Genomic DNA, 12,524 nt, shown 5'->3' on the forward strand with positions numbered 1-12,524 from the left:
ACCGGCGCGGGCAAATCGTTGGTATAGGCACAGCCTGCGCCCCTGAGTTAATAGATTACTTCATCAACAAATTGAAAAAACGATTTCAAAAAAATAAATTTTATCATGAAACTGTATACACTTTCCATATTGGCAATATTATGTTTAATCTTCGGTGCTAATGCCTTTGCGCAGGATACCGTAAAACAGCAGCGCTTCAGCTTTCATTTTCAACAAACCGTCATCACCCAAAATAAGCCTGCTTTTAATGCGGCCTACTCCGGGAAAAACAGCCTGTCGCCATCTGCAGAAACACAATCGTCAATCACTTCTACTTTTTATGGTGCAGCGCGCTTATGGCCAGGCGCTACAGCTGTTTTTAATCCCGAATTGTCTGGCGGCTCTGGTTTAAGCAAAACAGAGGGGATAGCAGGTTTCCCTAACGGTGAAACATTCCGGGTAAATAGCGTAGCGCCATCAATCTATATCGCACGCTTATACCTTACCCAGATGTTTCAATGGGGAAAAGAAAAAGATACCCTCACCGACGATAATAACCAACCGGCAGGATTACAGAGTAAAAGATATTTTTCTGTTACTGCCGGCAAATTTGGCATGGCCGATTTTTTCGACGGTAATCAATTCAGCCATGATCCACGCGTTCAATTCATGAATTGGTCATTGATGGATAATGGTGCATGGGATTATCCGGCCAATACCCGCGGATATGTTTTGGGTTTATACACAGCGTTGGGACAACCTACCTGGACTTTGCGATTTGCATTGACGATGAGTGTAACGCAAGCAAACTCATCTACCTGGGACGCGAAGATTGCTAAAGCCAACACACAGACCATCGAGTTTGAAAAACGTTATAGCATAGCAGGCCAGGCGGGTACTTTGCGTTTGATGAGTTTTTTAAATAATGGCAAAATGGGTAGTTACCGGGAAGCGCTGCAACTTTATCCTGCGGCCCCGGTGGTTGATACTACCCAGCGTTACGGCCGCCACAAATATGGTTTCGGCATAAACGCAGATCAATACTTAACCAAAGATTTTGGTGTGTTTGCTAAAGCCAGCTGGAACGACGGGCATACCGAAACCTGGTATTTTACCGAGATTGACCGTTCATTAAGCTTTGGGGGAAGGTTGAATGGTACATCCTGGCACCGCAAAGATGATGAAGTAGCTTTAGCGTTTGTGGTTAACGGCCTATCTCCTGAACACCGCGACTACCTGGCGGCCGGAGGTTATGGCTTTATCATTGGCGATGGTAAGCTTAATTATTCCCCGGAAATGATCGCGGAGTTTTATTACAAGATTAATGCTTATCAAAAGAAACTTTGGTTATCACCAGATTATCAGTTTATTCTGCATCCGGCTTATAACGCCGACCGTGGACCGGTAAACGTGTTTGGTGTGAGGGCGCATGTGGCGTTTTAATTGCGAAATATTCGCTTTATAACATGCAAAACTCCTTCAAAATGTTTTAATAGATTTACTTTTACGCAGCTATAAAACCCAAAAAAGTGCGATGAAGTGTAACTCCATCGCACTTTTATTATTTATGCCCGTAATAATATTACCAGTATGCCTGAGTAAGAAAAATTGCCTTTTGTTGATGTTGTCTCTAACAACGTGGTTTCGGTATGTTGCGGTGAAGAATACTGCCAATCAATCTATCTTCCCGCCGCCTTCTCTGCGTCATTATTGTATCTTTTCACGGCCTCATACAGTCCCTTTTTTTCGACATACTCGGTAGCCTTGGCGTTACCGGTAACAATTTTCAACACGTTTTCTTTTGATAATTTTTCGATGGGGCCATCATTCAGTTGTATGCCAATTATTTCGGCATCGACAAAGCCCATTTTAGGTGCGCTAAATGCGGGGAAGCTAACTACCTTAAGATAGTTGCCGCTTTTGGCATAAATATTTATGGCGCCTGTCATTACTTTTACAGTCCATCCGCTATCAGATGGTAAGCCGTATTTCGCTTCTTCATTACCCTGAGCATCTGTTACCAATGCAGCTATGTTTGACGTTTGATCCGGATAAATTTTCTGAAAACGATGCGCGCTATCTGCTTTTGGGAATTTTTTATCTACAAATACCAGGAAATTCTTATGCAAAACGGTATCCAAAAACATGTATGACTTGATTGTTTTTCTTTGACCGTCCTTTAGTGTCACGATATATCCTTGCCCTTGCCCTGCATTTTTTCGCCAATTTCCATACATGTTCATTTGCATTAGCTGCATTTGCTGGGTCATCAATTGTTGATTTTGCTGTGCTCTGAATGCGGCCATCCCGGGATATTGGGCGTATGCGTTATAAGCAGAAAGTCCGGATAAAATAATGATGGTAAAAAAGAGGATGGTGCTACGGGCGTTTGGCATGATAAGGATATTTTGCTGTACAAATATAAATATGTAAGCATAAGATATCAAACCTTGTATAACATGCTAATATCATATTGGAAGTTATTTATTCAACAAAAAAACACTTCCATCGCCATGTCATAAAGCATAAAAATCATTGTTTTTGTTGCGGATAATACCTACGCTTGCCGCGGATTACGATAGCGTAACAAACCTTAAATCTTTCCATATCTATCATAAACAAAACACTAACATGAGCAATCTTAAATACCAGGCCGGGCATGAGCTGAAAAAAGCCGCGCTCAATATTACAGCCAAAAATTACGTACTAAATAATCCGGTATTGTTCAATCTTTTATTAAAAGGTGCCCGGCGTTACATTGGGGGGCAAAACCTGGCCGAAGTTATTGCCACCGTAAAGCAAACCAATAGCAGCGGCATCCCCGTAGCTGTTGAATTTATGGGCGAAAGTGTGGCATCTGCCGCCGAAGCCAATGAGGCTACAACCGAGTTTCTTGAACTAATTGAAACTATTAAGGCAGATAAACTTTCGTCGTTTGTTGCATTGGATTTATCGCATATTGGTTTATCCGTCAGTCTGGAGCTGGCTTTTACCAATTTGTTGCAATTGGCCGAGGCTACAAAAAACACCCCAATTGAGCTGATCATCAGTGCCGAGGGGGTAGAACGGACCAACGATGTGCTGGATATTTTTAGTAAAGCTTCGCCACTGTACCCGCAACTTGGTATAACGGTACAGGCTTATTTACACCGCAGTATGGGCGATTTGGAAAATCTTATAAATAACACACAAGGTAGAATAAGGTTGGTAAAAGGCGCTTTCGCGGCACCCGAAGATTTGATTCTTCAACGTGGCGACGCGCTTGATGCCCGGTACCTGCAACTGGTTGAGTTGTTGCTGATAAACAATCGTAAATGCGCTATCGCTTCACATCACGATAAAATTCACAGCGCGGTTAAAGAGCTGCTAAAGCTGCATGAAACACCTGCCGAATTGTACGAGTTTGAGATGCTTTACGGCATACAGGAAGAATTGCTTAAAAGCCTGCAGGCAAGCGGTTATCCCTGTCGCCAGTACATTGTATATGGTAGGGAATGGTATTTATATTTATGCAACCGCATAGCCGAATATCCCGATAACCTGTTCCGGTTTTTAATAGATGTTTTGAAACAGGATTGATTGGTAGTGCTTTTTGTCGTCGCAATAACATATTCTTAAAATAAATGTTTAAACATGTATATTTATTATCCCGATCATTTACCTTTGTATAGGCTAATTGAAAGCCTCAAAAATTTATGAAAAAGATAGGATTTTTATCGTTTGGACATTGGGCCAATCATCCTTCATATAAAGCCCGCACGGCAAGCGATACACTCTTACAGTCGATAGATCTGGCTGTGGCTGCCGAGGAGCTTGGTGTAGATGGCGCGTACTTTAGGGTGCATCATTTCGCGTCGCAACTGGCTTCGCCGTTTCCATTGCTATCGGCCATTGGTGCCAAAACCAGTAAAATTGAAATAGGTACCGGGGTAATTGACATGCGTTATGAAAACCCGCTGTATATGGTGGAGGATGCCGGGGCTGCCGACCTGATTTCGGGCCACCGCTTACAACTGGGCATTAGCAGGGGATCGCCGGAACAGGTGATTGATGGCTGGCGTTACTTTGGCTATGAGCCGGCGGAGGGTGAAACTGATGCCGACATGGGCCGCAATAAGGCATTACAATTTTTAGATAAGCTGAAAGGCGAAGGCTTTGCCACGCCTAACCCATACCCAATGTTCCCTAATCCGCCGGGATTGCTCCGTTTAGAGCCGCACTCGGCAGGCTTGCGCGAACGGATCTGGTGGGGCGCGGCATCAAACGCCACCGCGGTTTGGGCGGCCGAAAACGGAATGCACCTGCAAAGCTCCACCCTTAAGTTTGATGAAAACGGCAAGCCTTTTCACGTGCAGCAGGCCGAGCAGATCAGGCTATACAAGGAAGCCTGGAAAAAAGCAGGGCACAAACGCGAGCCGAGGGTATCGGTAAGCAGATCGATATTCGCGTTGGTGAACGATGAAGACAGGTATTTGTTTGGAAGGGAATCGGGCCAGTCTGATAAATTCGGTTACATTGAAGCAGACAAACGCGCCATATTTGGCCGAAGCTACGCCGCCGAGCCAGATCAACTGATTAAAGAACTGGCGCAGGACGAAGCCATACAGGAAGCAGACACCGTGCTTTTAACCATACCTAATACATTGGGTGTTGATTACAATGTGCATGTACTGGAAGCCATATTAAAACACGTAGCACCTGGATTGGGCTGGAAATAATTGATTTTGTGAGGTAGATGGATTAAGCCTGGCGATTTTCGTCGGGCTTTTTTGTGCTTTTTAGGGAATTTTTGAAAACGAACAAATAAAGCTATTATATCCCCAACGTCATCACTGTAAATATAAAACCTCGGACGCGTTGAAAGTGTGAATGACGTAGATCACATGGCGGCGAAGACTCACCCGCCAGCCCGCCTTTGGCGGACGGCACCCTCTCTTCGGCTTTGCCGGAAAGAGGGGTTTGAAAAGTTTGTATTTTATTTGGATATCCTTAGTAATCAGCGTTCAAACCCCTCTTTCCACCGTAGGTGAAGAGAGGGTGGCGGGCGTAGCCTCGCCGGGTGAGTCTTCGCCCACGTTCGAAACCAACGTTTGTTTAAACTACAAAGCGTCAATTGCTTCGTACCTTACAGCAATGACGGCTTTTATATATTTTTTAAGCCTGTGGTCGGTGCTAAAGTTAACTTCCCTCAAACAACCGCCAGTTACCCTCAGATATAACTTCAATAATATTATCAACTACTTTGATGGCGGTTTGATCGTCAATAGCATAGGAGGGCATCGGTAGGGTAGCGGCCAGTTTTTGAATATTGGCCATGGTGTTATTGGGGAAGCCCTCATAATCCAGGTGCGGGTGGATTGCAAAATCAACGAGGTTTAATGATTTCGGCGTTTCGGGCGGTAACGTATGGTTGCCATAAGTGGTGCCAAATTGGGTCATGATCATGCTGCCTGCACTTAGGCCTACGTAAACTATTTTGTTGAGCAGCGAGGGCAATAGATCTGCCACGCCCGATTGCTGCATCCAGTAGGTTAAATACTGGCAATCGCCTCCGCCAACTAATAAGGCGTCGGTCTGTTGCAGCATATTAAGCCAGAGTTCTTGTTTGATGGAGGGAAGCGCTGTTAGTTCCAGTATTCCTAATGATTTCCAACCCAGTTGACAGAAAGGGTCGCCTAAGGTACCGCAAATTACTTTTTGAGCTATCTCCGCGCCTCCCGTTATACCATATATGGCGGTAGGGATAAAGAGGGCATTCGCTTGGGCGATCGGTTTGCCCAACAGCTCAACCAGCGCGTTATGGATACTTGGGTTACTGATACCGGCCGAGGTGAGCAAAAGCTTCATGGTGTTTTTATTTGATAGGTGAAAATAAATATAACCTGTACAAAATTAAAACGAACAAAGGAAGGATATGCGGGGCGATAGCGGCAATATGGAGGCGTTTTGCGACCAGCTACAAGGTGAGGAATATCACCGGTTAACTGACTGCTTATAATTGGTAAACGCAAAAAATCAAGATATAGTTCGCCCGAAAAAATATAGTTTGAAAATGGATTTTGGACGTAAAACCATGAATATATTTGGCTATAAGTATATCAAAAAACAGGGGAAAATATGAGGCCTTACGTACTTGGTTTCCAGGAGATCGATAAAACAAAACTGCCAATAGTTGGCGGTAAAGGGGCTAATCTGGGCGAATTATCCCGGATAGAAGCGATACAGGTTCCCGATGGGTTTTGCCTTACCACCGAAGCCTACAAAGAAGTTGTTGCCAATAACCCCACGCTTGCTTCACTGCTAAATGAACTAACTGTTTTGAAAGCAGACGACAGGAAAGCCATTGCCGAAACCAGTGCGAAAATCCGGAAGCTGATTGAAGCTATTGTGATCCCCGAAGCTATTGATAATAGTATCTCACAACACTTAAAACAACTTGGTGAAAGCAACGCCTACGCGGTACGCTCAAGCGCTACGGCGGAGGATTTGCCAACAGCATCCTTCGCCGGGCAGCAGGATACTTACCTGAATGTTATCGGCAAAAAAGCTATACTGAACGCGATCGGCAAATGCTGGGCTTCGCTGTTTACAGATAGGGCGGTAATTTATCGGTTGCAAAACGGTTTTGATCATGGTAAAGTGTACCTGTCTGTAGTGATCCAAAAGATGGTTTTTGCGGATGTGGCTGGTATTATGTTTACGGCACACCCGGTTAACTCCAACAGAAAAATACTTTCTATTGATGCCGGCTTCGGTCTTGGCGAGGCTTTGGTTTCGGGACTGGTAAACGCCGATAATTACAAAGTTCGCGGGGGTGTTATTATCGATAAAAAAATATCTGCCAAAAAGCTGGCTATTTACCCCCTTGAAGATGGCGGTACCAAACAACAGGAGATTGAACCCGCGCGGCAGCAAAACCAGGCCCTTACCAACGCGCAAATTTTGCAGCTTGAGCTTATTGGCAGAAAGATCGAAGCGCATTTTGGTTGTCCGCAGGATATTGAATGGTGCCTGGCTGGCAATACTTTTTATATTGTACAAAGCCGGCCGATTACCACCTTATACCCTATACCTACGGCTGCCGACCAGGAAAACCATGTTTATATATCTGTTGGCCACCAACAAATGATGACGGATGCCATGAAGCCTTTAGGCTTATCATTATGGCAGTTAACCGCTTTTAGACCAATGTTTATTGCAGGCGGCAGGTTGTTTGTAGATGTTACCCAACAGTTGGCTTCGGCCGGGGGCAGGGCGTTTATAAATGCCATGGGGCAGCATGATCCCTTGATAAAAGACGCGTTGACTATAATTTTAGATCGGGGCGATTTTATAAAACAAGAAATAAATACCCCTCAAGGTGTTGCTAAAGGCAATCCGTTATCAATTCCACAGCAGCAGATTGAAAACGACCCGGCGATAGTGGCCGGTTTGATAGACAAAAATGAGCGGTCGGTTGCCGGATTAAAACAAAACATTCAAGGGAAGTCGGGCAACGCTCTGTTTGATTTTATCCTGGAAGATATCGGTCAATTAAAACAGCATTTGTTTGATCCGCAAAGTTCGGCTGTGTTTATGGCTGCCATAGATGCTTCGGCATGGATCAATGAAAAAATGAACGATTGGTTGGGCGAAAAAAACGCCGCGGATACGCTTTCGCAATCGGTGCAAAACAATATTACTTCGCAGATGGGGTTGGCACTGCTGGATGTGGCCGATGTGATTAGGCCTTACCCGGCTGTAATTGATTATTTACAAGGGGTAAAAGATGATAACTTTTTAGATAAGCTGCCAGCGTTTGAGGGCGGCCGGGAAACCCGAAACGCTATCCTCAACTACCTTCGAAAATATGGCATGCGCTGCGCCGGCGAAATTGACATTACCAAAACCCGCTGGAGCGAAAAGCCCGGCACACTGATCCCTATAATACTCACCAATATCAGAAACTTTGAACATGGTGCAGGCAGGCAAAAATTTGAGCATGGATTACGGGAAGCCCTCAGAAAAGAGCAGGAACTATTGGAGCGGTTAAGAATATTGCCCGGAGGCGATCAAAAAGCCGTGGAAACAGAACAAAAGATAAGCCTGCTACGGAATTTTATTGGTTATCGCGAATACCCTAAATACGGCATGGTTAACCGGTATTTTATTTACAAACAGGCTTTATTGGCAGAAGCCGCGAAGCTGGTACAAGCCGGCCTTATAGCCGAAAAGGAAGATATCTATTACCTCACGTTTGAAGAGCTTAGCGAAGTAGTGCGCGCAAACAAACTGGACTATCAACTTATAAGCACACGAAAAGAACAACATCGGTTAAATGAAAAACTAACACCTCCACGCGTCATCACCTCTGATGGTGAAATTATATCCGGTACATACAAACGGGAAAATTTGCCTGCGGGGGCTATCATTGGCCTGCCTGTATCTTCGGGCATTACAGAGGGGCGGGCAAGGGTTATCCTGAACATGGAAGATGCCGATATAACAGAGGGCGATATCCTGGTAACCAAATTTACCGACCCCAGCTGGACGCCCCTGTTTGTATCTATCAAAGGCCTCATAACCGAAGTTGGCGGCCTCATGACTCATGGCGCGGTGGTTGCCCGTGAATATGGCTTACCTGCTGTTGTAGGTGTAGAAAATGCCACTACGCTGATTAAAGACGGGCAAAGGATCAGGGTAAACGGGACAGATGGGTGGGTGGAGTTTTTGGGTGATTAAGCCAAGGGAAGATCGCTTTCGAAGCTTAAAACTGGAGGATTAGAGCTAAAGCCACTTTTTTAAATTTTTGCTCCGGGTGGTTATTTGAAGCATAATGGCAACAAATAAAAAATGATCTCAAAGCCTCTTAAAAATTAATTGCCACTGCATTTACAGGGCGGCAAATGTCTTCAACAAGATGGCTTTAGCCAAAATGTAGAATGGGTTTTATTAAATAGAGTTGTGTGATTCTGCTTTTTCGATGGCTTTGCACATTTTATGGTATTTCCTATATCTTGGTAGCCAGTAATCGTGGGTATCAGTCATTATCCAATAATACTTCTTAAAAGAGTTTTGAAAAACGAATAATGTCCATATTAACGGACTTAGGAAAACCAAATTAGTGCCGATATTCCAGTAGCCAAATGAGGGGTAACAAACAAGGTTATAGATAGCATAATGAAAGGATATCAGCAAAAGAATCTGTAAAGTTAGGATGCCTAAAAAAAAGCTTCTGCTAAATTCTGGCAAAAAATCTATCAGGGTTTTGTTCCGGGGATTGAAAGAAGCTTTTCCGAATATGCTCCGATACCGATATTGCATGTATTTTTGCCGGATATTATAGATGACTAACTGATCGCGCCTGAAACCATAACCGGTATTGAGAATCACCGTGGCCAGCATGGTTAGAATCAGTTCGGCAATAAAAAACGCTCCGAATAAATGGGCGATAGAAAAACTGATCAGCTTATCATCATTTTTTTGTGCGTTAAAAAGATATGCGCTTGATAACGTATTTGCGTAAACATAGCCGTAACCGATTAATACGGCCAAAATGGCTGACATGAACTGGATGAATATAACCTGTGCATGATTTTGATTTGTTGCAAACTGGTCGTTAAATGAGGTAATCAGTTTTTCTTCTACGCTGTCTTGTTTAGCCATGATCGTTTTTTGAATCTTTTAATCTTTTAATAGGGTTTCACCTTTAACCAGCCATGAAATACCAAACGCTGATAGGGTAATTGTTTCCAGTATAAAAAGAGCTGTGCGGCCCATTAATTTTTGAAAATCGGCATTTAATAATCCCAGCATCCCAACCATTGCTATTAGCATAACTATCCCGCAGGTACGGTAAATCATATTTCGTGCTCTTTTGCGCGGCCCCGGGTGTTCTTTGTCGGTTTTTGTGAATAAAAAGAGTGACATTAAAGCTTGGGTAACAAAGAGACTAACGGCCGAACCTAAGTGTACGCCATTTCTGAAGCTATTATCCAAATAGTGAAGCACATCGCATTTGAGGCAAGCGGGCGACATGTTGCAGGGCGAAAAAGCAACGCCGAATGCACAGATGGCCGCGAAATTGCTCGCCCACCGGTCCCATTTGTTAACGCCCCTGTAGGTGTACAAAAACAAGCCGACTGCACATAGTATGCCCACCAATAAGGTTCCGGCAACCGTATAATAATAGTGACTGATGGAATCTTGTATCTGGGTGCAATGCCCAAAAAAGTAATTAATGAGTATCAATCCCGGGGCTAATACTAACCCCAAAATTCCCACCGCGCGCCTGATTTGGCGGTAGGATAACACCATTTCGTTAGGAGGAGGCGAAGGTTTTGTTTGCATGTTACTGGTTTAGGTATCAGCAATATACAAAAAAAATAGTTAATCACAATTCTAATAAAATAAATCGGCGGTTTTGAAAAAAATGAAGCAGATTCAACTAAACTTACTTATATAGGCTTCTTAATTAAATCTCCTATCGTTTTAGCAATCCTCTGCTTTCCCCTCATCATGACAATCCCATTACCAATTATCATCCCTTTGGTAAAAATGTATCAGTGTTCCCTACTTCTGTATAACTCTGGCTGGGATACTCGCCATACTTTTGTTTCAACATTTAAAATTAAAACAATGAGCAAAACAATTTTTATTACCGGTGCCTCACGTGGCTTCGGTAAATTATGGGCCGAAGCATTATTGCAAAGAGGCGATAAAGTAGTAGCTACAGCCCGCGACTTGAGCAGCCTTGACGACCTGGTAGGCAAATACGGCAACAATATTTTACCCCTGCAATTAGACGTTAACGATCGCGCCGCCGACTTTGCAGCCGTAGCCAAAGCAAAACAACACTTCGGCAGCATTGATGTACTGATCAATAATGCCGGTTACGGTTTGTTTGGCACCGTGGAGGAAACCTCAGAGCAGGAAGCCCGTGCCCAAATGGAAACTAACTTTTTTGGTTTGTTATGGCTATCACAAGCGGTATTGCCCGTAATGCGCGAACAGGGACATGGTCATATCATTCAGCTGTCAAGCGTGTTAGGCCTTATTACCATACCAGTATTGGGTTTATACAATGCATCTAAGTTTGCCGTAGAAGGTTTAAGCGAAACATTAGCCACCGAAGTAAAAGGCTTTGGCATTAAAGTTACCCTAGTTGAACCAAACGGTTTTGCAACTGACTGGGCAGGTGCATCTGCCGCGCAAACGGTTGCAATGACCGAGTATGATGGTGTTCGCGCCGCTTTCCAGGCCGGTTTAACCGACGAAGCCTTTGGTGTTCCGGAAGCTACTACGCCAGCCGTGTTGAAATTAATTGACGCCGAAAATCCTCCGTTGCGTTTCTTCCTGGGCAAACAAGCTCAACCATGGGTTAAACAAAATTACGATGGCCGTTTTGCCGAATGGGCAAACTGGAACGAGGTAGCGGTTGCCGCCCACGGTAAATAATTTATTATAATCTGTTGACATCATCTACGCCGTATTTCGGCGTAGATTTGTGTAACTTGTATCATTATGCAGCATTATAAAAACTTAGCCGATATGCACCGGGCAAACGGTTTCCCGATGCCCGAGAACCCGCTCATCAGTATTTACAGATGTACCAATACCTGTAGCCTTGGCGGTAGGGAATTTACATCTGATTTTTATATGATCGGCTTTAAAAAGCTTAAATCGGGCGCTATCATGTACGGTCGTACCAGGTACGATCATGATAATGGCAGCATGATGTTTATTAAGCCCCGGCAAATCATTGAGTTTAAAAGCGTAGAATTTGAAGAAGATGCCTTTATGATATTTATTCATGAAGATTTTTTAAACGGCCATCCCCTGCACGCAGAGATTAATAAATACGCGTATTTTGATTACGAGGCCAATGAAGCCCTGCATCTTTCGCCACGGGAAGAAGAAATTATGTGGGATCTTTTTTATAAAATAGATACCGAATACCGGAGCAATACCGATGAGTACAGCAGGGATATTATGCTTACGCATATTGATTCGATGCTCAAATACTCGCAGCGTTTTTACAAACGCCAGTTTATTAACCGTGCCGAGCTTTCGGGTAAAACGGTATCAAAGTTCAATGATGCCTTAGCGGCCTATTTTAAAAACGGTTTGCTGCTTACCCAGGGACTGCCTACGGTTAACGCCCTGGCATCGCAACTCAGCCTTTCATCTCGCTACCTGAGCGATATGCTAAAACAGGAAACTGGTAAAACCGCTATAGAACTTATCCATATTTACCTGGTTAACGAAGCCAAAAACCGACTTAAAGGCGATGGCCAAAGCGTATCAGAAATAGCCTACGAACTCGGCTTTGAAAACCTGCCGTATTTTTCAAGGCTGTTTAAAAAGGAAACGGGCATTAGTCCTAACCAATTTAAAAAGGGATTGGTTAATTGAGGGGGGGACATGAGGAGATTGTACGGAGTTAAAATCCGGTGTTCCCGAAAATAAAAAATTAATAAAAAACCGTCATTGCCTTTGGTCTAACAAAAGAAACATAAAACAAAAGATTGTTATTGTTATACCGGGGGTGCAGGGGGTGTTAAGAA

The 12,524-nt window shown here is 43.9% G+C and carries 10 protein-coding genes; 6 read left to right on the forward strand and 4 right to left on the reverse strand.

Features of this window, described 5'->3' with window-relative positions; translation table 11 throughout:
- The first annotated feature begins 105 nt into the window (after nt 1-105).
- Nucleotides 106-1,422: a carbohydrate porin gene (locus QWZ17_RS25510; protein WP_290308164.1), complete on the forward strand. Its 1,317-nt coding sequence runs from the start codon at nt 106-108 to the stop codon at nt 1,420-1,422.
- A 236-nt stretch (nt 1,423-1,658) separates the two neighbouring features.
- Here the strand turns inward: QWZ17_RS25510 and QWZ17_RS25515 are convergent, their stop codons facing one another.
- Nucleotides 1,659-2,375 carry a hypothetical protein gene (locus tag QWZ17_RS25515; protein ID WP_290308165.1) on the reverse strand — a complete coding sequence of 239 codons (717 nt, stop codon included), beginning with the start codon at nt 2,373-2,375 and terminating at the stop codon, nt 1,659-1,661.
- Nucleotides 2,376-2,610: 235 nt separating this feature from the next.
- Here QWZ17_RS25515 and QWZ17_RS25520 point away from each other — a divergent pair, with 235 nt between their 5' ends.
- Together QWZ17_RS25520 and QWZ17_RS25525 are read left to right on the forward strand one after the other, a co-directional pair.
- Nucleotides 2,611-3,558: a proline dehydrogenase family protein gene (locus QWZ17_RS25520; RefSeq protein WP_290308166.1), complete on the forward strand. Its 948-nt coding sequence runs from the start codon at nt 2,611-2,613 to the stop codon at nt 3,556-3,558.
- Between the two features lie 116 nt (nt 3,559-3,674).
- Nucleotides 3,675-4,697 carry an LLM class flavin-dependent oxidoreductase gene (locus QWZ17_RS25525; RefSeq protein WP_290308167.1) on the forward strand — a complete coding sequence of 341 codons (1,023 nt, stop codon included), beginning with the start codon at nt 3,675-3,677 and terminating at the stop codon, nt 4,695-4,697.
- 460 nt (nt 4,698-5,157) lie between these two features.
- On the opposite strand, the gene QWZ17_RS25530 is transcribed toward QWZ17_RS25525, so the two are convergent.
- Nucleotides 5,158-5,826, reverse strand: a complete 669-nt coding sequence (locus QWZ17_RS25530; protein WP_290308168.1) for a Type 1 glutamine amidotransferase-like domain-containing protein — start codon at nt 5,824-5,826, stop codon at nt 5,158-5,160.
- A 270-nt stretch (nt 5,827-6,096) separates the two neighbouring features.
- Here QWZ17_RS25530 and ppsA point away from each other — a divergent pair, with 270 nt between their 5' ends.
- Complete coding sequence (gene ppsA / locus QWZ17_RS25535; protein WP_290308169.1) at nt 6,097-8,700, forward strand: phosphoenolpyruvate synthase; 2,604 nt, start codon at nt 6,097-6,099, stop codon at nt 8,698-8,700.
- A gap of 210 nt (nt 8,701-8,910) precedes the next feature.
- On the opposite strand, the gene QWZ17_RS25540 is transcribed toward ppsA, so the two are convergent.
- Together QWZ17_RS25540 and QWZ17_RS25545 are read right to left on the reverse strand one after the other, a co-directional pair.
- Nucleotides 8,911-9,624 (reverse strand): hypothetical protein, encoded by a 714-nt coding sequence (locus QWZ17_RS25540; RefSeq protein ID WP_290308170.1) that lies wholly within the window; start codon nt 9,622-9,624, stop codon nt 8,911-8,913.
- An 18-nt stretch (nt 9,625-9,642) separates the two neighbouring features.
- A complete protein-coding gene (locus tag QWZ17_RS25545; protein WP_290308171.1) occupies nt 9,643-10,308 on the reverse strand; it encodes a hypothetical protein in 666 nt (221 codons plus the stop codon).
- A gap of 288 nt (nt 10,309-10,596) precedes the next feature.
- Here QWZ17_RS25545 and QWZ17_RS25550 point away from each other — a divergent pair, with 288 nt between their 5' ends.
- Nucleotides 10,597-11,415, forward strand: a complete 819-nt coding sequence (locus QWZ17_RS25550) for an SDR family NAD(P)-dependent oxidoreductase (protein WP_290308172.1) — start codon at nt 10,597-10,599, stop codon at nt 11,413-11,415.
- Nucleotides 11,416-11,481: 66 nt separating this feature from the next.
- Nucleotides 11,482-12,372 carry a helix-turn-helix domain-containing protein gene (locus QWZ17_RS25555; protein ID WP_290308173.1) on the forward strand — a complete coding sequence of 297 codons (891 nt, stop codon included), beginning with the start codon at nt 11,482-11,484 and terminating at the stop codon, nt 12,370-12,372.
- Nucleotides 12,373-12,524: the final 152 nt, after the last annotated feature.

The organism is Mucilaginibacter flavus (assembly GCF_030409315.1).
GTDB lineage: Bacteria > Bacteroidota > Bacteroidia > Sphingobacteriales > Sphingobacteriaceae > Mucilaginibacter > Mucilaginibacter flavus.